Genomic DNA, 26,873 nt, shown 5'->3' with positions numbered 1-26,873 from the left:
CTGGCCGAACGCTCGTTTCGTGGTGAGCCTCACACCGGACGAGGGGCCGACGGGGCCGTATGCGGCTTTCCCTGTCGCCACGCCCCGGTTCTCGGATTGCGCCGGGTCCAGGTTCCGGATCACGCCGCCCCCGGATTCGGGATCTCGCTGCCCCGCGGCGCATCGGCCGGCGTCCGGAGTGCGAGACCGGCGTTGACAGGCGCATGCCCCCTTGGCAGGCTCCTGGCCCATGCAGCCTCTCGGTGACCGTTCGGGCACGCTCGTGGAGCGCCGCCACGTCGATCTGGGACGTGTCGCGAGCGCCATCTGTCGCTGCGCCTGATTTCCGCGACGCGCACCCCGTCGACGCACGCCTGCTGACGGTGCCGAGCCCGCCTCCACGTCGGCGCCCTCCGCTCCCGCTCTCCCTCGCCCGTACCCGCATAGGCGTCCGCATGTCCGCATGTGACGCCTGACGGGTCCACCCGGGCCTCTTCCCTCCACCGCCCCGCCGTGCGCGGCCGAGCCCTGCCCTGGAGCAGTCATGCCTTCTCGCGACCCAAGCAGTTCGAACGAAAGTACGGATTCGATGCGGCTGACCCGGCGCGCCTTCGGGACCGCCGTCGGCGCGACCGCCGCGACCGCCGCAGTCGGAATCCCGGCCGTCGCCACGCCCGCCTCCGCCGCCACGCCGTTCTCAGCGGCTGCGGTGGCTCCCGCCGAGGCCGCTGGTGAGCGCCCCTTCCGGGCGGCCCGCGGCAAGCACTCCCGGCGGCCCAACATCCTCTTCATCCTCGGCGACGACCTCGGCTGGGCCGACCTCTCCTCGTACGGCTCCCCGCACATCCACACCCCGAACCTGGACCGCCTCGGCCGCCAGGGTGTGCGGTTCACGGACGCCTACGCCGGCTCCGCGACCTGCTCCCCCACCCGGTTCAGCCTCTACACCGGGCGCTACCCGGGCCGTACGAAGGGCGGTCTCGCCGAGCCCATCGCGGACCGGTCGGTGGGTCTCGAACCCACCCATCCCACGCTCGCCTCACTGCTGCGCGGAGTCGGGTACGCCACCGCGCTGATCGGTAAGTGGCACTGCGGCTATCTGCCGGACTACAGCCCCACCAGGTCCGGCTGGGACGAGTTCTTCGGGAACTTCGGCGGGGCGCTGGAGTACTACTCCAAGCTCGGCCTCGCCGGCGAGTACGACCTGTACGAGGGGGACGCCGAGTACAAGGACCTGCGCTACTACACGCGGATCCTGACCGAGCGCGCGAGCGAGTACGTACAGCGCGACCACGACAAGCCGTGGCTGCTCAATCTCAACTTCACCACCCCGCACTGGCCGTGGATCGCGGAGGGCGACACGGCCGAGAGCGCCGAGATCGTCCGCAGGATCAGGGCCGGGGGCCTGGCGGGGCTGTTCCACGCGGACGGCGGCTCGGTCGAGAAGTACAAGCAGATGGTGGAGGACCTGGACCGCTCGGTCGGCGAGGTGCTGAAGGCACTGGAGCGGTCCGGCCAGGAGGAGGACACCCTGGTCTTCTTCGCCAGCGACAACGGCGGCGAGCGGTTCTCGTACCAGTGGCCGCTCTCCGGCAACAAGTCCTCGCTGCAGGAGGGCGGGATCCGGGTCCCGGCGGTGCTGCGCTGGCCGGCCAGGATCGACCCGCACCAGGTGAGCGGACTTCCGGTGTTCTCGCCGGACTGGACCGCGACGCTGCTGGAGCTCGGCGGCGCGCGGCCGGATCCCGCGTACCCGCTGGACGGCATCAGCCTCGCCGGATACCTGTTCAGGGGCGAGGAGCCGAAGGAGCGGGATCTGTTCTGGCGGGTACGCGGGGAGCGGGCGCTGCGACGCGGCGACTGGAAGTACTACCGGGGCAAGGGCGGGGCCGACCAGCTGTTCCAGCTCGCCCATGACCAGCGGGAACAGGCGGACCGGGCACAGGCCGAGCCGAAGCTGCTGGCCGAGCTGCGGGCGTCCTGGGAGAAGACGGACGCCGGCCTGCTGCCGTACTCGACAGGGTCCTGACTCACTTCCCGGGTGCGGGTGCCGTGGCGCTGAAACCCTCTCCGTTCGCTGCGGTGAGGGTCAGCGTGCGGTGATCGATCCTGTACGTCGTCTTCCCGTCCAGGATCGCGAGCAGCGCGCGTTCCACCTTCATCTGCGGATCCGGGCACATCATCTTGGTGCCGTTGATCCGGCCGAACGTGATGGCGGAGCCGGATACCTTCGCGGCGCCGCGGAACTGGTTGCAGCCGGGGGTGCCCTGCACGGAGTCGTCCTTGCCGAAGCTCAGTCGCGCCTTCTTCTCCGCACCGGCGGGCAGCGACGAGACGGCCGAGCCGGAGACCAGAGCGGTGACGGTCCAGGTGGTGCCGATGAGCGGGGCAGAAGGCTCCGAGGTGAAGGCGATGGAGTCGCCCTTCGCCGTGGTCAAGGTCAGGTGCTTCTCCGTCGCCGCGGCGGTCAGTCTGCCGCTGAACGTGCCGGACAGGGCCCGCTCGAACTGCTGAAGATCCTTCTCGCAACCCATCTCGGTGGTCGTGGCCGGCTTCACGGTGACCGTGTCGCCGTCCACGCGGACCGCGGCGGTGAAGTGGTTGCAACCGAAGTTCCCGGTGGCCCTGCCGTCGGGCGTGATCGTGACGTGGGCTCCGTCCGGGGCCGCGGTCCTCTTCCCTCCGACCGTCACCGAATCGACGTTCCAGTGGACGCCGGTGACGGGCAGGTCCGTCCGTACGGTGCCGCTGCCGTCGCCGGACCCGGAGCCGGAACCCGACTCCGTACCGCACGCGGCGAGGGTGAGGAGGGCCAGGACGCTGACAGCCATACGTTGTCCGAACATGGTCATGTGACGGTACGAGGGGCCGATCCGGTTCCCCCGCCTTCCGTCAGCCGAGCAGTGGCAGCAGGTCGCCCAGGTCGGCCCGCTCGCCGCTCGCGCTGACCTTCGCCTCGTCGAGCGCCCGGGACCACTGGGTACGCCCGGTGGCGAGCCGGATCCAGGTCAGCGGATCGGTCTCGACGACGTTGGGCGGCGTACCGCGGGTGTGCTTCGGACCCTGGACGCACTGGACGACGGCGAACGGCGGGACGCGCACCTCGACCGAACCGCCGGGCGCCTTCTCCGCGAGGGCGTCCGTGAGCAACCGGGTGCAGGCGGCAAGGGCCTGCCGGTCGTACGGGATGTCCAGCCCCGTCGCCGCGTTCAGATCGTCCGTGTGCACGACGAGTTCGACCGCGCGGGTGACGAGGAAGTCGCCCAGCCGCATCACGCCCACCCGGGTGGGCAGCAGCCGGTCCTCGCCCGCGCCCGGCACCACCGCCTCGAACCGGTCGGCGACCTCCGCGTACAACGCGTCGAGATCGGGGCGGTCCGCGGCGAGCACCTTGGTGTCATCGGCGATCCGGCCGGCCCGCCCGGCGGTCGAGAACGGCCACTCCAGCAGTGTGAGGTCGGGCTTCTCGCCGGGCGGCTCCGGCAGCTCCAGGTTCCGGCAGACGTTCGAGACAGCCATCGCCAGATGGGCGGCAAGCTCGCGCACCGTCCACTCCCCGAGCCGGGTCGGCAGAGCCAGCTGATCCGGCGTCAGACTACTTACTGCCGACCGGACATGGGAGAACTGTGCCTGAACGGCGGTGCGGGTCCGGACGAGGTCGTAGCGGCGGGCGCGCTTCTGGGACGGCGGCATGGCAGCGAGCCTACGGGCAGTCGGCGGGCGCCGTGCCCCGGTCGGCCTCGGTCGCGAAGGAGCCCGGGCGGTACTCCGAGCCGCACCGGCGCTGCCGCTCACCACCACCGAAGACCGATCCGGCACCGGTACGCACGCGATGCCGAAGCCCCCGCCCGGTGGACCGGACGGGGGCTTCGCTCAAAGCGCTGACACGGAACCGACTCAGGCGAGCAGGCCCGGGATCGTCGCCTCGTGCGCCGTGCGGAGCTCGCTCAGCGGAATGCTGAACTCGCCCTGGACCTCGATCTCCTCGCCGTCCACGACACCGATCCGGGTGACGGGTAGACCCCGCGCCCCGCACATGTCGTTGAAGCGGAGCTCCTCGCTGCGCGGAATCGAGACGACCGCGCGGCCCGCCGACTCCGAGAAGAGGAACGTGAACGCGTCCAGACCGTCCGGCACGACCAGCCGGGCACCCTTCCCGCCACGGAGGCAGGACTCGGTGACCGCCTGGATCAGGCCGCCGTCGGAGAGGTCGTGCGCCGCGTCGACCATGCCGTCGCGGGACGCCGAGATCAGGATCTCGCCGAGCAGCTTCTCGCGGCCCAGGTCGACCTTGGGCGGCAGACCGCCGAGGTGGTTGTGGACGACCTCGGACCAGGCCGAGCCGCCGAACTCCTCACGCGTGTCGCCGAGCAGGTAGAGGAGCTGGCCCTCTTCCTTGAAGGCGACCGGCGTACGCCGTGTCACGTCGTCGATCACACCGAGCACGGCCACGACCGGCGTCGGGTGGATCGCCGTCTCACCGGTCTGGTTGTACAGCGACACATTGCCGCCGGTGACCGGGGTGCCGAGCTCCAGGCAGCCGTCCGCGAGACCACGGGTGGCCTCGGCGAACTGCCACATGACGTCCGGGTCCTCGGGCGAACCGAAGTTCAGGCAGTCCGAGATGGCGAGCGGCTTGGCGCCGGAGGTGGCGACATTGCGGTACGCCTCCGCCAGTGCGAGCTGCGCGCCTGTGTACGGGTCGAGCTTCGCGTAGCGGCCGTTGCCGTCGGTCGCCATGGCCACGCCCAGGTTCGACTTCTCGTCGATCCGGACCATGCCGGCGTCCTCGGGCATCGCGAGCACCGTGTTGCCCTGCACGAACCGGTCGTACTGGTCCGTGATCCATGCCTTGGAGGCCTGGTTCGGCGAGGCGACCAGCTTGAGGACCTGCTCGCGCAGCTCGGCGGCGTTCGCCGGGCGGGCCAGCTTGTTCGCGTCGTCGGCCTGCAGCGCGTCCTGCCAGGACGGGCGGGCGAACGGGCGGTGGTAGGTCGGGCCCTCGTGGGCGACGGACCGCGGCGGCACGTCGACGATCTGCTCGCCGTGCCAGAAGATCTCCAGCTGCGAGCCCTCGGTCACCTCACCGATGACGGTGGCGATGACGTCCCACTTCTCGCAGATCTCCATGAAGCGGCCGACGTTGTCCGGCTCGACGATCGCGCACATGCGCTCCTGCGACTCGCTCATGAGGATTTCCTCGGGCGAGAGGGAGGAGTCGCGCAGCGGAACGGTGTCCAGCTCGACGCGCATACCGCCGGAACCTGCGGAGGCCAGCTCCGAGGTGGCGCAGGAGAGACCCGCACCGCCGAGGTCCTGGATACCGGCGACGAGCTTCTCGCCGAAGATCTCCAGGGTGCACTCGATCAGGAGCTTCTCCTGGAACGGGTCGCCGACCTGGACGGCCGGACGCTTCGCCGGGCCGGTCGACTCGAAGGTCTCCGAGGCGAGGACCGAGACACCGCCGATGCCGTCGCCGCCGGTGCGGGCGCCGTACAGGATCACCTTGTTGCCGGGGCCGGAGGCCTTGGCGAGGTGGATGTCCTCGTGCTTCATCACGCCGATGCAGCCGGCGTTGACGAGCGGGTTGCCCTGGTAGCAGGCGTCGAAGACGACCTCGCCGCCGATGTTCGGCAGACCGAGGCAGTTGCCGTACCCGCCGATGCCCGCGACGACGCCGGGCAGGACCCGCTTGGTGTCGGGGTGGTCGGCCGCGCCGAACCGCAGCGGGTCGACGACCGCGACGGGGCGGGCACCCATGGCGAGGATGTCGCGGACGATGCCGCCGACGCCGGTGGCCGCGCCCTGGTAGGGCTCGATGTACGAGGGGTGGTTGTGCGACTCGACCTTGAAGGTGACCGCGTAACCCTGACCGACGTCGACCACACCGGCGTTCTCGCCGATGCCGACGAGCATCGCGTCGTTGGCGGGGACCTTCTCGCCGAACTGCTTGAGGTGGACCTTGCTGCTCTTGTACGAGCAGTGCTCGGACCACATCACGGAGTACATGGCGAGCTCGGCGCCGGTGGGACGACGGCCCAGGATCTCGCGGATCCGGGCGTACTCGTCCTCCTTGAGGCCGAGCTCCTTCCAGGGCTGCGCGACGTCCGGGGTCTCGGCCGCGTGCTTGACCGTATCCAGGCTCATGCGTTGACCAGCTTCTTGATGATCGAGGTGAAGAAACCGAGGCCGTCGGTGCGACCGGTCCCGATCAGCGGCTCGACGGCGTGCTCCGGGTGCGGCATCAGACCGACGACGTTGCCCGCGGCATTGGTGATGCCGGCGATGTCGCGCAGCGAACCGTTGGGGTTCACGTCCAGGTAGCGGAAGGCGACGCGGCCCTCCGCCTCCAGCTCGTCGAGGACGCGCTCGTCGGCGACGTAGCGCCCGTCCATGTTCTTGAGCGGTACGGAGATTTCCTGGCCCGCGGAGTAGTCCGAGGTCCAGGCCGTCTCCGCGTTCTCGACGCGCAGCTTCTGGTCACGGCAGATGAAGTGCAGGTGGTTGTTGCGCAGCATCGCGCCGGGCAGCAGATGTGCCTCGGTCAGAATCTGGAAGCCGTTGCAGATACCGAGGACCGGCATTCCGGCCTTCGCCTGCTCGATGACGGTCTCCATGACCGGCGAGAACCGGGAGATGGCTCCGGCCCTCAGATAGTCGCCGTAGGAGAAACCGCCCGCCAGGATGACCGCGTCGACCTGGTGCAGGTCCTTGTCGCGGTGCCACAGCGATACGGGTTCGGCGCCCGCGACGCGTACGGCCCTCAGGCTGTCCTGGTCGTCGAGCGTGCCGGGAAAGGTGACGACTCCGATACGAGCAGTCACTTCGACTCCTCGGCCTTCTCCACCTTCACGGTGAAGTCCTCGATGACGGTGTTGGCGAGGAACGTCTCGGCCATCTCATGAATGCGGGTGAGGGCGGCGTCGTCGACCGGCCCCTCGACCTCGAGCTCGAAACGCTTTCCCTGACGTACGTCCGCGATTCCCTCGAAGCCGAGACGGGGCAGTGCACGCTGCACCGCCTGTCCCTGCGGGTCGAGGATCTCGGGCTTGAGCATGACGTCGACTACGACGCGTGCCACTGGCACTCCCGGTGGTGGTGTGGTGCGGCTGTTTCTCCGGGGGGCTCCCCAGACCCCCGCAGGTGACCTCAGCCTACCTGGCCAGAAATTCTACGCGGGTAGATATCACCAGGCCCTGATCACGCGGAGATATCGGCCGTGACAACGTGCGGGAAAAGTCCCGCAAAAAAAACCCTCACAGGATCGCGCATAGAAGGCGGACACGCGGAGGTAATTGGCTGGGCTTCACAATGCGGTGCCTACCGCTGTACAAATGATTAGCAGGGAAAGCAGTATTGCCTCTAAACAGTCGACACATGTCGGCCCCATCCGCCCAGCAGCCGGAAGGCCGGCATCAGCGCATGTCAGAAGCGCCGATGCCGCAGGAAAGGACCAATATCCGTGGCTCAGCGCGTAGTGGTCACGCTCTCCGACGACATCGACGGGGGAGAAGCGGCGGAAACGGTTGCCTTCGCCCTGGACGGGAAGTCGTACGAGATCGACCTGAATCCGTCCAATGCAAAGAAACTGCGCAAGGCCCTGGCCCCGTACATGGCAGCCGGCCGTAAGCAGACAAATGCCAGCAAGCACGGCAAGACCCCCGTGTCGTACCGGCACACCTCGCTCGCGCCCGACCCGGCGGCCGTGCGCGCCTGGGCCCGGTCCCACCGAATGGAGGTACCGGCCCGCGGCCGGATCCCCAAGAAGGTCTACGAGGCCTTCCGCGAGGCGAGTTGAGGGGTACCGGAACGCACCCTGCGACGACACCCCGCAGGCACCGACTTGCGCGACACCCCATCAGGTCGGCTAGAGTCTGGAGCACGCCGAGGGGCAAGGCCGAAAAGGCCGAACCTCACGCAGCGTGCGGGTGTAGTTCAGTAGCAGAACATCCCCCTTCCAGGGGGAAGGCGCAGTGTGCAATTCCTGTCACCCGCTCTGCATCACTCTTATGGACCACTCCGGTGGATCAGGTAGAGTGGTGTTCGCACCGCCCAGTGAAAGCTGAGCGGCAGCAATGCGGACGTGGCTCAGTTGGTAGAGCATCACCTTGCCAAGGTGAGGGTCGCGAGTTCGAATCTCGTCGTCCGCTCTTGATCGTGTTGTTCGAAGGCCCTGGTCGATATCGACCAGGGCCTTCGGCGTATTCCGGCGCCCTGCTCCGTGACTACCCATGACGTTTGTGACGGGCAGTGGTGACAGCTCGCACTGCTTGCGGCCGCCATCCGGCGGAAGCCTGAAGGCATACCGGCGATGAATGCGTGATCGAGGCGGACGGAATGCGGCGACGTCACGCCGGCGGCTTCGAGGCCGTGCCCGGGATCTCCTTCTCCGTGGCACGCGGGTCGACGGGCTGTTCAGGCTGACGGCGAAGGTCCCGCCGGCCCGCAGGGAAGCCCGTCCGGCGGTCCTGGAGGGGCGGCGGGACCGCGATACGCGTACTGCTCGCCGATGACGAGCATCTGATCCGCGGTGCGCTCGCCGCGCTGATCGCGCTGGAGGACGACCTCGTCGTGGTGGCGGAGGCGGCCGCCGGTCCGGAGGCTCTCGCCATGGCGCGGGCCCGCTGCCCCGACGTGGCGGTACTCGATCTGCAGATGCCGGGTGCGGACGGTGTGAGTGTGGCCACATCGCTGCGGGCCGAACTGCCCGGCTGCCGGACCATGATCGCGACCGGTCACGGCCGCCCCGGACATCTGAAGCGGGCGCTCGCGGCGGGTGTGCGGGCGTTCGTGCCGAAGGCGGTCAGCGCCCGGCAGCCGGCCGGCATCATCCGTACCGTGCACGCCGGAAACCGTTATGTGGACCCGGAGTTGGCCGCCGCCGCGATCTCCGCCGGGGACTCGCCGCTGACCTTGCGCAAGGCCGAGGTACGGGAACTGGCGGCGGACGGGGCGCCGGTGGCGGAGATCGCGGAGCGGGCGCCCCTGTCGCAGGGGACCGTACGGAACCACCTCTCCGCGGCCGCCTCGAAGCTCGGCGCGGAAAACTGTCACGCGGCAGTGCGTCTCGAGCGGGAACGAGGATGGGTATAGTGGTTCTCGCGCTTCGGCGCATGCGAACGTAGCTCAGCTGGTAGAGCGCAACCTTGCCAAGGTTGAGGTCGCGAGTTCGAACCTCGTCGTTCGCTCCACGCAAGAAGGCCCCGGTCCTCGTGACCGGGGCCTTCTTCGTTTCCTACTGCCAGGTGTTGCCGGTGAGGAGCTCGTACGCCTCCAGGTACTTCGACCGGGTCGCGTCGACGATCTCCTGCGGCAGTGCCGGGGGCGGCTGTTCGCTCTTGCGGTCCCAGCCGGAGGCCGGCGAGGTCAGCCAGTCCCGTACGAACTGCTTGTCGTACGAGGGCTGGGCCTTGCCCGGCTCCCAGGCGGCGGCCGGCCAGAAGCGCGACGAGTCCGGCGTCAGCACCTCGTCCGCGATGATCAGCTCGTCACCGTCGAAGCCGAACTCGAACTTCGTGTCCGCGAGAATGATGCCGCGCTCACGGGCGATGTCCCGGGCCCGGGCGTAGACGTCGAGGGTGGTGCGGCGCAGCCGGGCCGCGGTCTCCGTGCCGACCTCGCGGGCCACTTCCTCGTACGACACGTTCTCGTCGTGGTCACCGACGGCCGCCTTGGTGGCGGGGGTGAAGATCGGCGCCGGGAGTTCGGAGCCGTCGACGAGGCCCTCGGGGAGGGCGAGGCCGCAGACCGTACGGGACGCGTTGTACTCGACGAGGCCCGAGCCGGTGAGATAGCCGCGGGCGACACACTCGACCGGGACCATCCGCAGCGACTTGCAGATCAGCGTCCGGCCGGCCCAGTCCGCGGGCGCCCCGGCGGGGAGCTCCGTGGACAGCACGTGGTTCGGGACGAGATCGGAGAGCTGGTCGAACCACCACAGCGACAGCCGGGTCAGGACGCGCCCCTTGTCGGGGATCTCGGTGGGCAGGACCCAGTCGTACGCGGACATACGGTCGCTGGCGACCATGACGAGGTCGCCCGCCTCGTTCCGGTAAAGATCCCGCACCTTGCCGGTGTGGAGGTGGGTGAGTCCGGGGACCACCACGGGCTCGGGCTTTTCTACGAATCCGGACACGCTGCCTCCGCGTAGGTTGATCCAGGAGTCGTTCCGATTGTCCCGTATCCGGATGGGGTGGGGTGGAGCGGGGTGGAGCAGCGGCAGTACGTGGCGGCGGTGACGTGTCGTTCAGGCGTGTTTGCAGATGCGGTCGAGGAGATTCGCGGTGGCGCGCTGGATGCGCGGGTCCACATGGCCGGGGCGGTCCAGCGCCGGGGACCAGGCGAAGGTGCCGGAGGCGAAGACGAGGGCGCCTGAAGGGGCCCGGTACAGGGACGTCTCCTGGTGGCGCGTCGTGCCTTCGCTGTCCTGGTAGGGGGAGTGGGCGAGCAGGATGCGGTTCTCGTGCTGGGGGAGTGTGGTGCGCGGGAAGTAGCGGTCGGCCTCGCCCGCGACCAGGCCGTCGATCTCGTCGCCCTCGTCGGCCCCGGTCGCGTCCCAGAGCCAGTGCTCCGCGTTCCGTACGACCAGGGGGTGGGGGTCGGGGACCCGGCCCGCGTACTGGATGCCGAGAAGCTGCTGCTCGGCCCGGTCGACCTCGCGCCAGAGCGCGGGCTTCCCCGGGCCGCGGCGCTTGCGGCAGGTGAGCAGCCGGTCCGGCACGCCGGACGGCGACGGTGAGAGGCTGACCTGCCAGTACATGGTGTTGGCGGAGAGGAAGACCAGCGAGGTTCCGCCGTCCCGGGCGGCCTCCACCGTGCGGCGCATCGGGACCGACCAGTACTCGTCGTGGCCCGGGAAGACCAGGCCCCGGTAGCGGCTGACGTCGATCCGGCCCGCGTGCAGATCGCGGGTATCGGCGTAGGCGATGTCGTAGCCGTACCGCTCGGCCCAGCGGATGAAGTCGTAGGCGTGACCGACGTGGAGCGGCAGTCCGGCACCCGCGTACGGGCGGTCGAAGGAGACGGTGACCGCGGCGTCCTCCTCACCGAGGAGCCGGCCCTGCTCGTCCCAGGCGTGGTACAGGCTGGCGCCGGTGCGGCCGTCCTCGGGGTAGAGGTTGTACGCCTGCCAGGTGATGTCCGGCAGGACGAGCAGCAGATCGGCCGGGTGGTTGTCACGCACCGTGAAAGGGATGTGGGAGCGGTATCCGTCGGCCGTGGTGAGCACGGCGACATAGGCGCCGATCGACCAGTAGGTGGGGATCTGCAACCGCCAGGACTGCCACCAGTGGTGGCAGGAGACGGTCCGGTCGGCGGTGAGCGGGGGCGGCTGGACGATGCCGGAGAGCCGCGGGCTGGTGGTGATCTTGGCGGCGCCGTCGCCCCCGTAATGGCCGATCCGGTAGATGTCCACGGAGAACTGCTGGGGCGGGTCCACGGTGATGTGGAAGTCGATCGCCTCGCCGGGGGCCGCGGCGCCGGTCGAGATGAAGCCCTTGATCTGGCGGTGTACGTCGTCGGCGGTACGGGTGCCGCCTCCGGTACCGCGGGCCAGGGCGAGATCCGCGTACCAGGGGACGACCTGGCCGGTGTCGTCGAAGTAGTTCTCACTGCCGCGCAGCCAGGGCAGGGGGCCCTGGCCGAAGGGGTCGGAGACGGCATGCGCGAGGGCACCCGATTCCCACCGACGAATCTGCTCCGCCCCCATAGCGCTTACCTCCCTCGAATCCCCCGAGACAACGGTGATGTGCCGACTGTGGTGCGCCGAGTGTCAGCCTGTGGTGCGACGGCTGTCAGCGTCGATCCCCAGCACATCACATAACGCATGCACTCCGTCACCGTTCGTCGCGAATTGACGTGAATGGAACGGACCCTTCCGGATACCCGCCCGTGCCGCCGGTGGCGGGCGGGGACGGGGTGGGCCGTGGGTCACACGAGGCGGACGGGCTTGTCGGTACGGACGCCGACCGAGGCGAGCCAGCAACGCAGCGGTCCGGCGTCCCCGTCCTCGACCAGGCTGAGCACGGGACTGCCCAGATCGGCCCGGCGCTCGCCGTCGACCAGCAGGGCCGGCCCGTCGAGCCAGTCGAGCCCGGGCGCCGCGCCTGCCGTGTCCACGGCGGCGCAGCAGACCATCGCCGCGACATGGTCGGCGAGCAGCTCCGTGCCGGTACGGGGCGGCTGGAGCGGGAAGAGCGGCAGGGGGTCGGGGCCCCAGAAGTCCAGGGCGTCACCGTCGGAGGCGGCGCCCGCGGGCGAGCCTGCCGGGGGCTGCTGCGGGGCTGCGGCCTCCTCGCGGGCCACCGCCGCGCTGATCCCGGCCGCGAGCTCCTCGCCCCGCCCGTCCGGGCCGGAGAGCTGCTCGACGACCCGGGCCAGCGTGGGCACGGCGACACCGGCGCCGTGTGCCCCGAAAGCCCGGACGGCCCCGGCACCCCCGACCGCCTCGTCGGGTCCTCCGGCCGGGGCGGGGCGTACACCCATCGCATCGAGGACGCGGAGCAGGCGGGCCGCTTCGGTACGCCACTTCCGGTCGACAACCTCTTCCGGGTACTGCTGCCAGTCGACCGGGGACCAGTCGGGACCGGTCTCTGCGGGGCCGCCGTGGAAGAGGCGGGCGGCGAGCAGCGAGGCCGCCTCGTCGGCCGCGCCCGGCTCCTCGAGGAGGTCGCAGGCGGGGCGCTCGCCGAGTCGGGAGGTGAAGCCCTCGGCGAGGCGATCGCGCCGGGAGAGCTCGGTGAGGGCGGAGACGACGCCCGCGTCGAGCCGGGACGGCCAGCGGCCCATCCGCCAGGCCGGCAGCGCGACCCGGGTGAGCAGCCGGTCCCAGCCCGCGTAGGCAAGGCCGACCTGCTCCTGGGCCGCGATCCGCAGCCCGTAATCCACAGCCTGTGCACGCTCGGACGCGGCGGCGGCGACACCCCGCTCCATCGCGGCGGCATGGCCGCGACAGCTGCGCAGGAGCAGCCGGGCGATCCAGCCGACGAGGCCGCGCGGCAGCCCGCGCAGCCGCGCGAACCGTCCGGGGGCGGGGACGGCCGCATCGGCGACCGCGCCGTCCAGCCCTCGTACGAAACGGCGGGCGGCGGCTATATCGGGGTGGGCGGCGGGGCCCGTACCCGCGACGACCGGGGCGAGCACCGCCCGTAGCTCGGCAACCCGCATCCACCACAGGAACGGCGACCCGATGACCAGCACGGGCGCCACCGGCACCCGATGACGGCGGCCACCGGAGGCGGCGGGCCGGGTCGCCGAGCTCTCAGCGGGCTGTGCTGAGGGGTGTGTGCGGTCCTCCAGCCAGCTGTCGCAGTCGGGCGTCAGGGCTATGGCCGACGGTGCGGGTACGCCGAGCCGGTCGGCGAGGTCCCGGACCAGCCGGTACAGATCGGGGGCGGCCTGCTCGGTGAGCGGGACCGTCGGACTGACCGCCGGCCTCGCTCGTACGATCGCGACCGAGACCGCCGCGGCGCCCAGCAGCACGACCGCCGCGCAGGCCGTCACGGCCCAGCGCGCTGCGTCCCAACCGCCACCGCCGATGCGGCCCTGCGCGCTCGCGACGAGCAGCACGACGGCGACCGCCGCCGGCAGCAGGGCCACGGCCGTTGCCCTGCTGCGGATGCGCAGCAGGGCAAGAGCTCGGGCGCGCGCAGCCTGCACACCCAGCTCCTCACCAGTACCGGTACCGGACACGGCCGGACGTCACCCCCTCTGCCCCCGCGGCGGTAGTGCTCACTCCCCCACTGTGGCACCCGTCACCGACATCGCAATGCCGGTGGGCCAAGTGCCGGAACGCTTGCGCCGCACCCTAGTTGGGGCCTCGGCGGGCGTCATCCGGATGGCTCAGCCGTCACTCGATGGAATGGCTTTGGGCAAAGGTGCTGACGGACCGGTGTCCATAGGGCAGAGGCGCTCGGGCAGCGGGCCGGGACGTCCGGGGACGTGCCGCGCCCCCTCGGGCCTCGGGCCTGAGGGGGCGCGATGTGCAGGGCCGGCCGGAGCCGCCCGGTCAGACTCCGGCAGCCTTCCGGGCGATGTCCGTACGCAGCTGCGAGCCGTCGAGCCGGATCCGCGCGGCCGCCGTGTAGGCACGTTCACGGGCGCTGGCGAGATCCTTGCCGGTCGCGGTCACGGACAGCACGCGGCCGCCCGCGCTGACGATCTCGTCGCCGTCGCGCCTGGTCCCGGCGTGCAGGACGTACGCATGCGGGGCATCCTGCGCCGCCACCTCGTCGAGGCCGTGGATCGGGTCACCCGTCCGCGGCGTGTCCGGGTAGTTGTGCGAGGCGATGACCACGGTGACCGCGGCATCGTCGCGCCACTTGAGCGGAGGCAGCTCGTCGAGGGTGCCGTTGGCGGAGCCCAGCAGGACACCGGCCAGTGGGGTCCTCAGACGGGCCAGGACCACCTGGGTCTCCGGGTCGCCGAAGCGGGCGTTGAACTCGATGACACGGACACCGCGCGAGGTGATCGCGAGACCCGCGTACAGCAGCCCGGAGAACGGGGTGCCACGGCGGCGGAGCTCGTCGACGGTCGGCTGGAGGACCGTCTCCATGACCTCGTCGACCAGCTTGGGATCGGCCCACGGGAGCGGGGAGTACGCACCCATGCCGCCGGTGTTCGGGCCCTCGTCGTTGTCGAGGGCCCGCTTGAAGTCCTGGGCGGGCTGGAGCGGCAGCACGGTCGTGCCGTCCGTGATCGCGAAGAGGCTCACCTCGGGGCCGTCGAGGAACTCCTCGATGACCACGCGGTCGCAGGCCAGCGCGTGGGCGCGGGCCGCCTCGATGTCGCCCGTGACGACGACGCCCTTGCCTGCGGCGAGACCGTCGTCCTTGACGACGTACGGGGCACCGAAGGCGTCGAGGGCGGTGTCGATCTCGGCGGGGGTGGTGCAGACGTAGCTGCGGGCGGTGGGGACACCCGCCCCGGCCATCACGTCCTTGGCGAACGCCTTGGAGCCTTCCAGCTGGGCCGCCTCACCGGAGGGGCCGAAGCAGGGGATGCCCGCGGCGCGCACGGCGTCGGCGACCCCGGCGACAAGCGGCGCCTCCGGGCCGACGACCACCAGCTCGGCGCCCAGTTCGGTGGCGAGGCCCGCGACGGCGTCGCCGTCGAGCGCGTCGACCGGGTGCAGTTCGGCCACCTCCGCGATGCCGGCATTGCCGGGCGCGCAGTACAGAGCGGTGACTTCGGGGTCGAGGGAGAGAGAGCGGCACAGGGCGTGTTCGCGGGCGCCGCCGCCGATGACGAGGACCTTCACGGGGTGCAGCCTAACCGCCGGGGCGCGGCGGCCTTGACGGATGCCGCTCCGTGGACAGCCCGTGAGGCGTACCGCGGCCCCGCCCGGCCCGCGCTACTCGTTGGTGAACTCCTCGACGACCGTGGCCCCCAGCTCCCGGACGATCAGGTCGTGACCGGAGAGCGCCGAGTCGACCAGATCCGGGTCGTCCGCCTCCGGAGTGTCGTCCTCCGGGGCGACCGGACGCGGCGGCTCGGGAGCGGTCCGGGGCTGCGGGGCGGGGGCCGCGGCGGGGCCGGCGCCCGGCTGCTGATGCTGGGCCGGCGCGGGCCGGGACTCGTACTGCTGCGGGGCGGGCGCGGCCGGGCGCTGCGGTGCGGGCGGGGCGGACGGCCGGCCACCGCCGGTCTGCGGGGGCTGTCCCGCGCCGCCCGACGGGTCGACGATCGCCTCGATCTTCCACTGCATGTTGAACTGCTCGGCGAGCGCCTGCTTGAGCACGTCCTCGCTGCCGCTGCTCGCGAAGTTGTCGCGGGCACCGGCGTTGAGGAAGCCGATCTGCAGGGTGGCGCCGTCGAACCCGGTGACCTGCGCGTTCTGGCTGAGCAGGATCCAGGTGAACCGGCGCCGGTTCTTGACGGCCTCGAGGATGTCCGGCCACATGTTCCGCACCTGCGCGGCACCCTGTGTCATGCCCGGGCTCGGCTGGGGGGCGGCACCCGGGGCGGGGGCCGGCGCCGCGGGGGCCGGGGCGGGGGCCGCAGGGGCGACGGGGGCCGGTGCCTGACCCGGGGCGGAGGCGGTCGGCCAGCCACCGGGGCGGCGCCCGGACTCCGGCGCGGCCGCGGCGGGCCAGGCCCCGGGACGCTGCCCACCCGTGGGAGCCTCGGCGGGCGGCTGCGGAGCAGGAGCGGCAGGCGCAGCGGGCGCTGCCGGGGCCACGTACTGGGCGGGCTGGGCGGGCTGTGCGGGCTGTGCGGGCTGCACGGGCACGGTCTCGGGGGTGTCCCCCCGCACGGCCGCCCGCGCCGCAGCGACCCCGTCACCCGGCGGAACCATGGCTGCGGGCGCATGCGCCTGCGCCTGAGGTCCCGGCACGTACCCCATGGCGGGCCCGGACCCGGCGGTCGCGAAGGAGGCGCCGCGCTCCAGCCGGTCCAGCCGGGCCTGCAGCGAACGCTCGTCGTCGAAGGCCGCGGGCAGCAGCACCCGAGCGCAGATCAGCTCGACCTGGAGACGCGGCGAGGTCGCCCCGCGCATCTCCGTGAGCCCCTGGTTGACCAGGTCGGCGGCGCGGCTCAGCTCGGCAGCGCCGAAGACGGACGCCTGGGCCTGCATCCGCTCGACCACATCGGCAGGTGCGTCGATGAGGCCCTTCTCCCCGGCGTCCGGCACAGCGGCCAGGATCACCAGGTCGCGCAGCCGTTCCAGCAGGTCGGCGACGAAGCGCCGCGGGTCGTTTCCGCCTTCGATCACCCGGTCCACGACCTCGAACGCCGCGGCCCCGTCGCCCGCGGCGAACGCGTCCACGATGGAGTCGAGCAGCGACAGGTCCGTATACCCGAGCAGCGAGGTCGCCATGGCGTATGTCACACCGTCGTCGCCCGCGCCCGCCAGCAGCTGGTCCATCACGGACATCGAGTCACGCACGGATCCGGCGCCGGCCCGCACGACCAGCGGCAGCACGCCGTCCTCGACGTAGCTGTCCTCCTTGCCGCAGACCTCGGCGAGATATTCGCGCAGCGTCCCCGGCGGCACGAGGCGGAACGGGTAGTGGTGCGTACGCGACCGGATCGTGCCGATGACCTTCTCGGGCTCGGTGGTCGCAAAGATGAACTTGAGGTGCTCCGGCGGCTCCTCGACCACCTTCAGCAGGGCGTTGAACCCCGCCGATGTGACCATGTGCGCCTCGTCGATGATGTAGATCTTGTAACGACTCGACGCGGGCCCGAAGAACGCCTTCTCCCGCAGATCACGGGCGTCGTCCACGCCACCGTGCGATGCGGCGTCGATCTCGATGACATCGATCGATCCCGGCCCGTTGCGCGCGAGGTCCCGGCAGGACTGGCACTCCCCGCACGGCGTCGGCGTCGGCCCCTGCTCACAGTTCAGACAGCGGGCGAGGATGCGCGCACTGGTCGTCTTCCCGCAGCCGCGCGGACCGCTGAACAGGTACGCGTGATTGACCCGGTTGTTCCGCAGGGCCTGCTGCAGCGGGTCAGTGACATGCTCCTGCCCGATGACCTCGGCGAACGACTCGGGGCGGTAGCGGCGGTACAGCGCAAGGGACGACACACCTACGAGGTTATCGGGGCGGACTGACAACCGGCCCCGGACCGGGCACACCACCGGGGACCGGGCAACCCACACCACCGGAAGACACCGGGAAGCTCCGCAGGCCCCGGACACGCAAGGGCCCCTCACGCACCCGCCAGAGCCAACCTACCCTTGCTGCCTTCCGGCCCTGGGGGAGTTCAGTCAGATAGCGCCACGTGAGGGGCTGATGCCTACCTTAGCCGATCCCACCCCGATCAAGTCCACCCGCTGCCGTCCCGACCCCGTCGGTGGGGAACGTGTTCGCGAGCACTCCTCAACGTCTTGTATTGTTTGCCGCGGAGGATTCGCCTAGTGGCCTAGGGCGCACGCTTGGAAAGCGTGTTGGGGGCAACCCCTCACGAGTTCGAATCTCGTATCCTCCGCCATTGCTCTCACCGGGCAATACGTCGAAGGGCCCCACCGCTTGCGGTGGGGCCCTTCGACGTTGTCCGTCGCACTTTCCGCCTCCGGTCCTCGTCCGGCGACAACGTGAACACGACGACGTACGGGTCCTGGAAGCACCTGCCACTTCTCCGGCTGGGCCGACTCGTCCGGATCACCTCACGGACGCCTTACGAAGGGCCCCACCGCGAGCGGTGGGGCCCTTTCGCCATCGGCCACAATCGGGGCAACGCCGGTGTACGGCAGTACCTGCCGTGAGCGATGGAGGAATGCTGTGCCGCCGACCTCGAAGCCACTGCGGAAGCTGGGCTTTCTGACCATCGGGCTGTTCGACGAGACCGATCCGCGCCGGGGCCACGAGTCGACCCTCTCGATCATCGAGCTGGGCGAGCGACTGGGCTTCGACAGCGCGTGGGTGCGGCACCGGCATCTGCAGTACGGCATCTCCTCCCCCGTCGTCGTTCTGGCGGCGGCCTCCCAGCGCACCAGCCGCATCCAGCTGGGCACCGCGGTCACCCCGCTGGGCTGGGAGAATCCGCTGCGGCTGGCCGAGGACCTGGCGACCGTCGACATCCTGTCGGGGGGCCGCCTCAATCCGGGGGTCAGCGTCGGCCCACCGATGCAGTACGAGCGGGTGAAGCACGCGCTCTACCCCGACACCGCCGACGCCGAGGACTTCGGTTACGAGCGGGTGCGACGACTCCTGGCATTCGTGCGCGGGGAGTCGGCCACCGACTTCAGCGGTACGGAGGGGTTCGAGGCGTACTCCGACCGCGTCCAGCCGCACTCACCCGGCCTGGCCGGCCGTATGTGGTACGGCGGCGGCAGCCTGCGGTCGGCCCGCTGGGCGGGGGAGCAGGGCATGAATTTCCTGACCAGCAGTGTCGTGAAGGCGGAGGAGTCGGAGGACTTCGCCGAGATCCAGCTCTCGCACATCCGGACCTTCCGCGCCCATCACCCCGATGGCGAGCGTGCCCGCGTCTCCCACGGGCTGGTCGTCATCCCCACCGACACCGCCTCGGCGCAGCAGCGTGCCAAGTACGAGGCGTACGCCGACAAGCGGATGCCGCGCACCACCGCGCCGCAGGGGCCGGCCCGCATGATGTTCGCGCCCGACCTCGTCGGAAGTTCCGCCGAGATCGCTGAACGGCTCCAAGCGCACGCCGCCTTCCGGGAGGTCGACGAGGTCGCGTTCGCACTGCCCTTCACCTTCGACCACGACGACTACGTCCAGATCCTCACCGACATCGCCACCGAGCTCGGCCCGGCTCTCGGCTGGCAACCGTCCGTCTGATCCGGGTCTCTGCGAGTGCTCGGAGGACCTCGGCAGCCGTCCCCGCCTGCCGCAGCAGAGATTTCCGACGTCACGTCATGCGTCCCCCTTCAGCGGCGGCGATCGGCCATCGGCGGCTCCTGGACTCGCCATCGCCCGCCCCTGTCGCGATGATCGAAGACATGACACAGAGCAACAAGAGCAAGGCCGTCACTTTGCGGATCGCTCAACAGCCGGAGGCGGACGAGCTTCTCGGCCGCAGCCCGCTCGCGGCCATGATCGGCATGCTGCTGGACCAGCAGGTCCCGATGGAATGGGCCTTCTCCGGCCCGTTCACCCTGGCGCAGCGGATGGGCTCCGACGACCTGGACGCCCATGAGATCGCCGCCTACGCCCCCGAGGCGTTCACCGAGCTCTTCACCGCCAAACCCGCTCTGCACCGCTATCCCGGCTCCATGGCCAAACGAGTACAGCAACTGTGCCAGTTCCTGGTCGCGGAGTACGACGGTGACGCGAGCGCGGTCTGGAGCGACGCCGGAACCGGCGCCGAGCTGCTGAAACGGCTGAAGGCGCTGCCCGGGTTCGGTGCCCAGAAAGCGCAGATCTTCCTGGCGCTGCTCGGCAAGCAGCTGGACGTGCGGCCGACCGGCTGGCGGGCCGCGGCAGGGCCGTACGGGGAAGCGGGGTCGCACCGCTCGGTCGCCGACATCACCGGCCCCGACTCACTCGCCAAGGTCCGCGCATACAAACAGGAGGCGAAGGCGGCAGCAAAGAAGAGCTGAGGCCGTGGCGGCGCAATGCCGCCGACCGGCGGACGGCAGCTGCTCTCAGGTGGGAATCGATGTCCGGCTCCCACCCACCGCCTCCGCTACCTCCCGCGGCGCGCCGTACCGAAGAGCGAGCGTGAGATCTCCCGCCCCAGCTGCGTCCCGACCGACCGCGCCAGCGACCGGAACACTCCACTCCCCACCACCTGTTCCACCAGCGAGGCGTCGTCCTCCGGCTGCCCGGACCTCTTCGCCGGCCCTTTCTCCGGCCGGCCCGCAGCCTTCGCCACAGCCCGCTGCTCCGCCTCGTGCTCGGCGGTGAGCTTCTCGTACGCCGACTCCCGGTCCACCGCCTGTGCATAACTCCCGTACAGCGACGATCCCTTCACCGCCGAGTCCAGTTCCGCCGCACCGAGCGGACCCATCAGCGACTGCGGCGACCGCAGCCGGGTCGCGGCGACCGGCGTCGGCGCACCCTTCTCGCTGAGCACGGTGATCACCGCTTCGCCGATGCCCAGCCGGGTCAGCAACTCCTCCAGGTCGTACGACGAGTTCGGGAACGTCTTCACCGTCGCCCGCAGCGCCTTCGCGTCGTCCGGGGTGAACGCCCGCAGCGCGTGCTGCACCCGGTTGCCGAGCTGCCCCAGCACATCCCCCGGTACATCGCGCGGAGTCTGCGTGACGAAGAAGATGCCTACTCCCTTGGAACGGATCAGCCGCACGGTCTGCGTGATCGAGTCCAGGAACGCCTTCGACGCCCCGTTGAAGAGCAGATGCGCCTCGTCGAAGAAGAACACCAGCTTGGGCCGCTCGAGGTCGCCGGCCTCCGGCAGATCGTGGAAGAGATCCGCGAGCAGCCACATCAGGAACGTCGAGAAGAGCTGCGGCTTGTCCTGTACAGCCGCCAGTTCCAGCACGGAGACCAGCCCCCGGCCGTCCGGCGCCTGCCGCAGGAACTCCGCCGTCTCGAACTCCGGCTCACCGAAGAAGTCGCCCGCCCCCTGCTGTTCGAAGACGGTGAGCGACCGCAGAATCACCCCGGCCGTGGCCGTGGAGAGCCCGCCGATCCCCTTCAGTTCGGGCTTGCCGGTGTCCGAGACGAGAAATGCGACGACGGCCCGCAGATCCTTCAGATCCACCAGTTCCAGGCCCTTGGCGTCGGCGTAGTGGAAGATCAGACCGAGCGACTGCTCCTGCGTACGGTTCAGCTGGAGCACCTTGGAGAGCAGTACGGGACCGAAGTCGGTGACCGTCGCCCGCAGCGGAATACCGGGACCGATGCCGCCGAGCGCGTAGAACTCGCACGGGAAGCCCTTGGCCTCCCAGCGCTGCCCGACCTGCCCGGCCCGCTCGGCAACCTTGCCGCCCGGCGCGCCGGGAGCGGCGATGCCGGACACATCGCCCTTGATGTCGGCGAGAAAGACCGGCACGCCGTTGGCCGACAGCTGTTCGGCGATGAGCTGGAGGGTCTTGGTCTTGCCGGTGCCGGTGGCGCCCGCGACGAGTCCGTGCCGGTTGAGCATCGCCAGCGGGATCCGGATCTGCGCAGCAGGCAGGCATGTACCGTCCCAGAGCAGCGCACCCAGGTCGAGGGCGGCGCCGTCGACGGCGTACCCGTCCGCGATCTCCCGGGCCTGCTGCGGCAACACGCCGACGCCCTCCCCCACGCCCGCTCCGACGCCGTCTCCCATGCCCGATTCCGCGCTCCCGCCCGTGCTGTCGCTGCCACTCATCACGGCCTCTATTCCGGAATGTCTGCATTTATGACGCTCCGGCCAGCATCGCAGTACCGCTCCATGGCTGCGCCCGGAGGCTCTTGGCCGGTAGGCTTTCCGTGTGATCTTCAAGCGCATCGGAAATGGGCGGCCTTATCCCGACCACGGCCGGGAAAGCACCCGGCAGTGGGCGGATGTCGCGCCGCGCCCGGTCCGCCTCGACCAGCTGGTGACGACCAAGGGTCAGCTGGACCTCGAAACCCTCCTCGCCGAGGACTCCACGTTCTACGGCGACTTGTTCGCCCATGTCGTGAAGTGGCAGGGCGACCTCTATCTGGAGGACGGGCTGCACCGCGCGGTCCGCGCGGCACTCCAGCAGCGCCAGGTGCTGCACGCCCGGGTCCTCGAACTCGGCTGACGAACGGCACCCATCGGGTGCTTTCGGGTGCATTCACACCCGGACGGGTGCCATCGGTTGATCATTTAGTACGCATCTTCACCGGGTCGCACTACGCTGCGCCCATGAGCATGCTCACTCCCCCCGGCCTGGGCGGAAAGTACCGCATCACGGGCGACAAATATCCGCGCATGCGGCGTCCCCGGCACCGCCGAAGACTGGTCCTCGTGTCCCTCGCCTCCGTGGTGACCCTCGGGCTGGCCGGATGGGGGACGCTGCAGCTCATCGACGTCTTCACCGGCGACCGGACGGCCAGCGCCGCCGACCGCAAGGCCGACTGCCCCTCCGTCAAGCCGTCCGCGCCCGCGAAGGCGCTCCCGAAGCCGGCAAGGATCACGGTCAACGTCTACAACGCGACACCGCGCGGCGGGCTCGCGAAGGCCGCGGCCGACGAGCTGAAGAAGCGCGGATTCCGCATCGGCAAGGTGGGCAACGCCTCTGCCGCGTACGACAAGAAGGTCCCCGGGGCCGGGATCCTGCTGGGCGCCCCGACAGCCACGAACGGCACGTTCCCGGTCCTCGGTACGCAACTGACGGGCGCCACCCCGAAGACCGACACCCGCAAGACGGCGGATGTCGATCTGATCCTCGGTACGGCGTTCAAGAAGCTGAACACCCCGAAGGACGCCGCCGCGGCCCTTGCCGCACTGAACAAGCCGGCCCCCGCACCCTCCTGCGGGTGACACCGCAGTACAGGATGCGAGGGCCGAGAGCCTTCTTCGGAACCGTCGGGCCGGACAGCCCCTAGTCGACGGTGCCGTACATCCGGTCGCCCGCGTCGCCGAGCCCCGGCACGATGTAGCCGTTCTCGTTGAGCCGCTCGTCGACCGAGGCGGTCACCACGGTGACCGGCGTACCGGCCAGGTCGCGCTCCATCACCTCGACGCCCTCGGGCGCCGCGAGCAGCACGACGGCGGTGACGTCGTCCGCACCGCGCTTGATCAGTTCCTGGATGGCCGCGACCAGCGTGCCGCCGGTGGCGAGCATGGGGTCCAGGACGTACACCTGGCGGCCCGAGAGGTCCTCCGGCATCCGCGTGGCGTACGTCTCCGCCTTGAGTGTCTCCTCATTGCGGATCATGCCCAGGAAGCCGACCTCGGCGGTCGGCAGCAGCCGCACCATGCCGTCGAGCATGCCGAGACCGGCCCGCAGGATCGGCACGACCAGGGGCCGCGGGTGCGACAGCTTCACGCCGGTGGTCGGCGTCACCGGGGTCTCGATGTCGACCTGCTCGGTGCGCACGTCCCGGGTGGCCTCGTAGGCGAGCAGGGTGACCAGCTCGTCGGCGAGCCGCCGGAAGGTCGGGGAGTCGGTGCGCTTGTCGCGCAGGGTGGTGAGTTTGTGCGCGACCAGCGGGTGGTCGACGACGTGGATCCGCATGGGCTCAACAGTAGCCGGGCCACCCGCACCCGTGCGCTGGCATCAATCGCCCGTTCGGAGGGAAGGTGAGGGCATACGGACCCAGCCTTGGGGTGATGTGCCGATGCCCGACGGGGAGCAGCAGAAGCGGGACCAGCTGGAACCGCAGGACACGCAGGGCCGCCGGGACACGCTGGACGCGCCCGAGACGGACGAGGAGCGCCGCAGGCGCCGCGCCCAGTTCCTGCGTGAGCTTCATGAGGCCAAGGCGCTGCGCGACCGGGTCCAGCCACGCCGGGCCAGAGCGGCCCGAATGCGCCAAGCCATGCGGATGCGGACCTTCCGCTGGTAGCCGCCGGGACCGCCGGACGGCCCCCTGGAAGCGGTGTTGTCGACAACTCATGGACGACGCAACGGTCGAACTCCTCTCACGAACGCTCGGTTTCTGCCACGATTCCGATGGGCGGGGCACAGGACAGCCGGATCACCGACTGTCCTCCCGCCGGACCGACACCCCTATGACCAGTGGGAGAGTCACGGTGTACTTCGCCGCACTGCTCGCGCGCACCGAAGACGGGTGGGAAGCGAGCGACACGGAACTCGACGATGTGGAGACCCTGTCCGATCTGACGGATCTGGCCCGTGAGGCCTCGGTGGACGAGGACACGGTGCTCGTCTTCATCGAGCAGGAGGACGCCTGGTTCGGCGTCATCCGGGTGGACGGTGAGGAGGACCCCCGTATCTACATCTCGGACGCGTCCGCCGCCGCCCGCTCCTCCTACGGGGAGATCCTGCTCACCGATGAACTGCTCGGCCGCGAACCCGGGGCCGAGGACTCGATTGCCGCCCTCGAAGAGCTCGTCGGCCTCGACGGTACGGAGGACGGCGAGCCGGACCACACCCCCGACAACAACAACGACACCGACCTCGACGACAACGACGACGACGGGCTCGACGCCGACGCCGTACCGACGGGTCCGCTCGGTGACACCGGGGTCCTGGCCGACCTCGGACTCCCCGAGAAGGAGCTGCTGATGCTGCGGACGGACGCACTGGTGGAGATCGCGGACGCGCTGGGAGCGGCCGAGGTCCTGGAAACCGTCCGTTAGGGTCCGCGGGTGACCGAACGACCGGGCCCGCACCGACTGCCAGAACCGCACGATCCTGTACGGGACCCGTGGCGGGCGCCCATGCGCCGCGCCCTGGACGAGGCCGCGCACGCGGCGCGGGCCGGCGATGTGCCGGTCGGCGCCGTCGTCCTCGGCCCGGGTGGCGCCCTGCTCGCCACGGGACACAACGAACGCGAGGCGACCGGTGATCCGACCGCGCACGCCGAGATCCTCGCTGTCCGCCGGGCCGCCGCGGCGCTCGGCGAATGGCGGCTTTCCGGGTGCACGCTGGTGGTCACCCTGGAGCCGTGCACGATGTGCGCGGGCGCGCTCGTGCAGTCCCGGGTGGCCCGTGTGGTCTACGGGGCACGGGACGAGAAGGCGGGCGCGGCGGGTTCACTCTGGGACGTCGTACGGGACCGGCGGCTCAACCACCGTCCCGAAGTGATCCACGGAGTCCTGGAGGAAGCCTGTTCCGCCCAGCTGACGGCGTTCTTCCGCGACCGCTGACGCTGCGGCACCCACCACCTCCGGCCCGGCTTCCGCGTACGCCGGAGAATCGGATTTCGACCCACGGCCGAGATGGTCTAAGCTCTCTCTCGGTAGCGTGTCCGAGCGGCCGAAGGAGCTCGCCTCGAAAGCGAGTGTGGGGAAACTCACCGAGGGTTCAAATCCCTCCGCTACCGCTTCGGAAGACCGCCTCCGATCCTGCGAAAGCAGGTCGGGGGCGGTTTTTTGTTTCCCTGCGTGCAACCCGCCGGCCCTGCGCGAGGACCCGTCGTGACGGTCCCCGTGATCGGCGCCGGATCCGTATCAAGGACGCTCGAGCCGAGCGCCCCGTGACACGGGCGCGAGGTAGGAGTGGAGGACGTCGTCCGGGTCCCACTTGAGCTTGAGTTCCTGCAGGCGGACCCAGTCGGCGGCGGCGTACGAGCGCCGGGCCCGGTCGGCATCGGCTTCCAGATCTGCTTCGGCGATGTAGTGACCACCGCGACCCGACGGGTCAGCCGCGGCCATCGTCTCCCGCAGCCACCCGGTGTTCGCCTCGTCCGCAGCCGGATCGTCCCAGACCGCGTAACACGCGAGGTAGGAGTCGCCGGGCGCCGAGAAGGCCATGTTCCGCAGCGGCGCCGGGTCCGGGGAGACCGGCTGCACGGGCGCGAGCACCAGGGACTTGCCGGAGGGGGCCCGCGCGAGGACGCCGGCGATGCGGGTCATCAGAGTCTCGTAGCTCTCCGCCGACCACAGCGTGTCCGCCGCGTAGCGATGCGCCGGCGGCCACGCCCGACCGGCGCCGTCGTGCAGTGCGGCGAAGGATGTCGGCTCGGGGTGCTGCCGGGACAGGGCTTGCTCGGCGAACGGACAGGCGCCCAGGGGTTCGAGAGCAGCGAGCGCCTCGTCCCACGTCGCGGCGAACGCAGTGGCACCGACGGTGATCCGCGGCCCCGGCGGGGCCGTGGCCGTCGCCTCGCCGGAGGCTGCCAGGACGAGAGCCGTCTCGACGTTCGACGGCAGGTCACGTGCGGTCCGGACGGCCCAGCCCGTCACGTGCTCGACGTCGACCAGCGGAAAGGTGAGGCCGGTGGTCGTGATTGCCGCGGGGTGAGGGTGCAGACCGAGCCGGAAGTGGGTGACGACGGCGAAGAAACCCGGCCCCGCGCCGCGCGCGGCCCAGAAGAGGTCGGCGTTCTCGGTCTCGCTGCAGACGACCGTCCGGCCGTCGGCGGTGACAGCCCGGATCTCCAGGACGTCGGCACATGCCGGTCCCCACGCACGGGAGTTCCAGCCGAGTCCGCCGCTCAGCAGATAGCCGCCCACCGCGACGGAGGGGCAGTGCCCCACGGGGAAGGCCAGGTCGTGCGGGGCGAGGGCCTCGACCAGCTCCATCCCGGTGACTGCGGGCCCCACCTCGGCCGTCTCCGACACCGGGTCGACGCTGCAGTGCCGCAGCCGTGACAGGTCGATCAGCAGGCCCCCGTCGCGGAGTTGGGAACCTGACCAGTTGTGCCCGCCGGAGCGCGTGGAGACGCGCAGCCCCTCGGCGCGTGCCCAGGCCAGGGCCAAGGGGATGTCCCGCTCTGCGGCGCCCTGCAGGATGACCTCAGGAAACCGTTCCGGCGTCAGCCCGTTCCACACCGCGTCGGCCCGGGCACGGTCGTAGCCGGGGTCGCCCCGTCGGATCAGGGCCCCCTCGAACGGTCCTGCGTGCGTCCGTTCGGGCATCACGACCTCCTCGCGTCACGGCTGCCGCCGACTGGTGA

At 70.6% G+C, this 26,873-nt stretch carries 24 protein-coding genes, 5 tRNA genes and 1 other RNA gene; 16 read left to right on the top strand and 14 right to left on the bottom strand.

The genetic code is table 11. The features are described from left to right. Window positions 1-229: 229 nt before the first annotated feature. Window positions 230-322 (top strand): putative leader peptide, encoded by a 93-nt coding sequence (locus tag OHA88_RS44665; RefSeq protein WP_443044291.1) that lies wholly within the window; start codon window positions 230-232, stop codon window positions 320-322. 201 nt (window positions 323-523) lie between these two features. After that, a complete protein-coding gene (locus OHA88_RS25040; RefSeq protein WP_328627145.1) occupies window positions 524-2,008 on the top strand; it encodes a sulfatase family protein in 1,485 nt (494 codons plus the stop codon). 1 nt (window position 2,009) lies between these two features. Here OHA88_RS25040 and OHA88_RS25035 read toward each other — a convergent pair whose 3' ends face one another. The 5 genes from OHA88_RS25035 to purS all read right to left on the bottom strand — a co-directional run bounded on the left by OHA88_RS25035 (window position 2,010) and on the right by purS (window position 7,060). Beyond that, window positions 2,010-2,810: an META domain-containing protein gene (locus OHA88_RS25035; protein WP_328627144.1), complete on the bottom strand. Its 801-nt coding sequence runs from the start codon at window positions 2,808-2,810 to the stop codon at window positions 2,010-2,012. Window positions 2,811-2,871: 61 nt separating this feature from the next. Beyond that, window positions 2,872-3,672, bottom strand: coding sequence for a maleylpyruvate isomerase family mycothiol-dependent enzyme (locus OHA88_RS25030; protein WP_328627143.1), 801 nt, complete (start codon window positions 3,670-3,672; stop codon window positions 2,872-2,874). Window positions 3,673-3,876: 204 nt separating this feature from the next. Further along, window positions 3,877-6,126, bottom strand: a complete 2,250-nt coding sequence (gene purL / locus OHA88_RS25025) for a phosphoribosylformylglycinamidine synthase subunit PurL (RefSeq protein ID WP_328627142.1) — start codon at window positions 6,124-6,126, stop codon at window positions 3,877-3,879. Then, window positions 6,123-6,803 (bottom strand): phosphoribosylformylglycinamidine synthase subunit PurQ, encoded by a 681-nt coding sequence (gene purQ / locus OHA88_RS25020; RefSeq protein ID WP_030929707.1) that lies wholly within the window; start codon window positions 6,801-6,803, stop codon window positions 6,123-6,125. Before purQ ends, purL begins: the two co-directional genes overlap by 4 nt. Then, on the bottom strand, window positions 6,800-7,060 hold the full coding sequence (gene purS, locus OHA88_RS25015; RefSeq protein WP_030929711.1) for a phosphoribosylformylglycinamidine synthase subunit PurS: 261 nt from the start codon (window positions 7,058-7,060) through the stop codon (window positions 6,800-6,802). The genes purQ and purS overlap by 4 nt, the downstream gene beginning before the upstream one ends. A gap of 381 nt (window positions 7,061-7,441) precedes the next feature. Here purS and OHA88_RS25010 point away from each other — a divergent pair, with 381 nt between their 5' ends. From OHA88_RS25010 to OHA88_RS24990, 5 genes are all read left to right on the top strand, one after another. Then, entirely contained in the window at window positions 7,442-7,777 is a 336-nt protein-coding gene (locus OHA88_RS25010) for a histone-like nucleoid-structuring protein Lsr2 (protein WP_328627141.1), read from the top strand. Window positions 7,778-7,903: 126 nt separating this feature from the next. Next, a tRNA-Gly gene (locus tag OHA88_RS25005) sits at window positions 7,904-7,975 on the top strand. Window positions 7,976-8,056: 81 nt separating this feature from the next. Next, window positions 8,057-8,129 (top strand) — tRNA-Gly (locus OHA88_RS25000). A gap of 340 nt (window positions 8,130-8,469) precedes the next feature. Continuing rightward, on the top strand, window positions 8,470-9,072 hold the full coding sequence (locus OHA88_RS24995; RefSeq protein WP_328629787.1) for a response regulator transcription factor: 603 nt from the start codon (window positions 8,470-8,472) through the stop codon (window positions 9,070-9,072). A 22-nt stretch (window positions 9,073-9,094) separates the two neighbouring features. After that, a tRNA-Gly gene (locus OHA88_RS24990) sits at window positions 9,095-9,170 on the top strand. A gap of 44 nt (window positions 9,171-9,214) precedes the next feature. Here OHA88_RS24990 and OHA88_RS24985 read toward each other — a convergent pair. The 6 genes from OHA88_RS24985 to ffs form a co-directional block, all read right to left on the bottom strand. Further along, window positions 9,215-10,114, bottom strand: coding sequence for a phosphoribosylaminoimidazolesuccinocarboxamide synthase (locus tag OHA88_RS24985; protein ID WP_267004312.1), 900 nt, complete (start codon window positions 10,112-10,114; stop codon window positions 9,215-9,217). Window positions 10,115-10,225: 111 nt separating this feature from the next. Further along, window positions 10,226-11,686 (bottom strand): N,N-dimethylformamidase beta subunit family domain-containing protein, encoded by a 1,461-nt coding sequence (locus tag OHA88_RS24980; protein ID WP_267004311.1) that lies wholly within the window; start codon window positions 11,684-11,686, stop codon window positions 10,226-10,228. Between the two features lie 221 nt (window positions 11,687-11,907). Then, entirely contained in the window at window positions 11,908-13,668 is a 1,761-nt protein-coding gene (locus OHA88_RS24975) for a hypothetical protein (RefSeq protein WP_328627140.1), read from the bottom strand. Window positions 13,669-13,984: 316 nt separating this feature from the next. Continuing rightward, complete coding sequence (purD, locus tag OHA88_RS24970) at window positions 13,985-15,235, bottom strand: phosphoribosylamine--glycine ligase (RefSeq protein WP_328627139.1); 1,251 nt, start codon at window positions 15,233-15,235, stop codon at window positions 13,985-13,987. Window positions 15,236-15,328: 93 nt separating this feature from the next. Then, entirely contained in the window at window positions 15,329-17,509 is a 2,181-nt protein-coding gene (locus OHA88_RS24965) for a DNA polymerase III subunit gamma and tau (protein WP_328627138.1), read from the bottom strand. A gap of 114 nt (window positions 17,510-17,623) precedes the next feature. Continuing rightward, window positions 17,624-17,718: signal recognition particle sRNA small type (gene ffs, locus OHA88_RS24960), an RNA gene on the bottom strand. A gap of 110 nt (window positions 17,719-17,828) precedes the next feature. On the opposite strand from ffs, the gene OHA88_RS24955 reads away from it, so the two are divergent. From OHA88_RS24955 to OHA88_RS24945, 3 genes are all read left to right on the top strand, one after another. After that, window positions 17,829-17,916: transfer RNA gene (locus OHA88_RS24955), tRNA-Ser, on the top strand. A 290-nt stretch (window positions 17,917-18,206) separates the two neighbouring features. Next, a complete protein-coding gene (locus OHA88_RS24950) occupies window positions 18,207-19,226 on the top strand; it encodes an LLM class flavin-dependent oxidoreductase (RefSeq protein ID WP_328627137.1) in 1,020 nt (339 codons plus the stop codon). A gap of 161 nt (window positions 19,227-19,387) precedes the next feature. Then, window positions 19,388-19,987 carry an HhH-GPD-type base excision DNA repair protein gene (locus tag OHA88_RS24945; protein ID WP_328627136.1) on the top strand — a complete coding sequence of 200 codons (600 nt, stop codon included), beginning with the start codon at window positions 19,388-19,390 and terminating at the stop codon, window positions 19,985-19,987. A gap of 86 nt (window positions 19,988-20,073) precedes the next feature. Here the strand turns inward: OHA88_RS24945 and OHA88_RS24940 are convergent, their stop codons facing one another. Beyond that, on the bottom strand, window positions 20,074-21,663 hold the full coding sequence (locus OHA88_RS24940; RefSeq protein ID WP_328629786.1) for a helicase HerA-like domain-containing protein: 1,590 nt from the start codon (window positions 21,661-21,663) through the stop codon (window positions 20,074-20,076). Between the two features lie 145 nt (window positions 21,664-21,808). Here OHA88_RS24940 and OHA88_RS24935 point away from each other — a divergent pair, with 145 nt between their 5' ends. Both OHA88_RS24935 and OHA88_RS24930 read left to right on the top strand, forming a co-directional pair. Next, complete coding sequence (locus OHA88_RS24935) at window positions 21,809-22,105, top strand: type II toxin-antitoxin system VapB family antitoxin (RefSeq protein WP_003955420.1); 297 nt, start codon at window positions 21,809-21,811, stop codon at window positions 22,103-22,105. A gap of 104 nt (window positions 22,106-22,209) precedes the next feature. Continuing rightward, window positions 22,210-22,827 carry a LytR C-terminal domain-containing protein gene (locus OHA88_RS24930; protein WP_267004284.1) on the top strand — a complete coding sequence of 206 codons (618 nt, stop codon included), beginning with the start codon at window positions 22,210-22,212 and terminating at the stop codon, window positions 22,825-22,827. 61 nt (window positions 22,828-22,888) lie between these two features. Here OHA88_RS24930 and upp read toward each other — a convergent pair whose 3' ends face one another. Next, window positions 22,889-23,524 (bottom strand): uracil phosphoribosyltransferase, encoded by a 636-nt coding sequence (upp, locus tag OHA88_RS24925; protein WP_326604676.1) that lies wholly within the window; start codon window positions 23,522-23,524, stop codon window positions 22,889-22,891. A gap of 103 nt (window positions 23,525-23,627) precedes the next feature. Between upp and OHA88_RS24920 the strand changes: the two genes are divergently transcribed. The 4 genes from OHA88_RS24920 to OHA88_RS24905 all read left to right on the top strand — a co-directional run bounded on the left by OHA88_RS24920 (window position 23,628) and on the right by OHA88_RS24905 (window position 25,298). Beyond that, on the top strand, window positions 23,628-23,855 hold the full coding sequence (locus OHA88_RS24920) for a hypothetical protein (RefSeq protein WP_267004282.1): 228 nt from the start codon (window positions 23,628-23,630) through the stop codon (window positions 23,853-23,855). A 187-nt stretch (window positions 23,856-24,042) separates the two neighbouring features. Beyond that, the gene (locus tag OHA88_RS24915) at window positions 24,043-24,612 is read left to right on the top strand and encodes a tRNA adenosine deaminase-associated protein (protein ID WP_267008050.1); all 570 of its coding nucleotides are present in this window, start codon (window positions 24,043-24,045) and stop codon (window positions 24,610-24,612) included. Window positions 24,613-24,693: 81 nt separating this feature from the next. Further along, on the top strand, window positions 24,694-25,122 hold the full coding sequence (tadA, locus tag OHA88_RS24910) for a tRNA adenosine(34) deaminase TadA (protein ID WP_389735527.1): 429 nt from the start codon (window positions 24,694-24,696) through the stop codon (window positions 25,120-25,122). Window positions 25,123-25,213: 91 nt separating this feature from the next. After that, window positions 25,214-25,298 (top strand) — tRNA-Ser (locus OHA88_RS24905). A gap of 127 nt (window positions 25,299-25,425) precedes the next feature. Here the strand turns inward: OHA88_RS24905 and OHA88_RS24900 are convergent. Next, a complete protein-coding gene (locus OHA88_RS24900; RefSeq protein ID WP_328627134.1) occupies window positions 25,426-26,835 on the bottom strand; it encodes an FAD-binding oxidoreductase in 1,410 nt (469 codons plus the stop codon). Window positions 26,836-26,873 lie beyond the last annotated feature (38 nt).

It is taken from the genome of Streptomyces sp. NBC_00353 (genome assembly GCF_036108815.1).
Taxonomy (GTDB): domain Bacteria; phylum Actinomycetota; class Actinomycetes; order Streptomycetales; family Streptomycetaceae; genus Streptomyces.
This window is presented reverse-complemented; position numbering and strand designations above follow the sequence as displayed.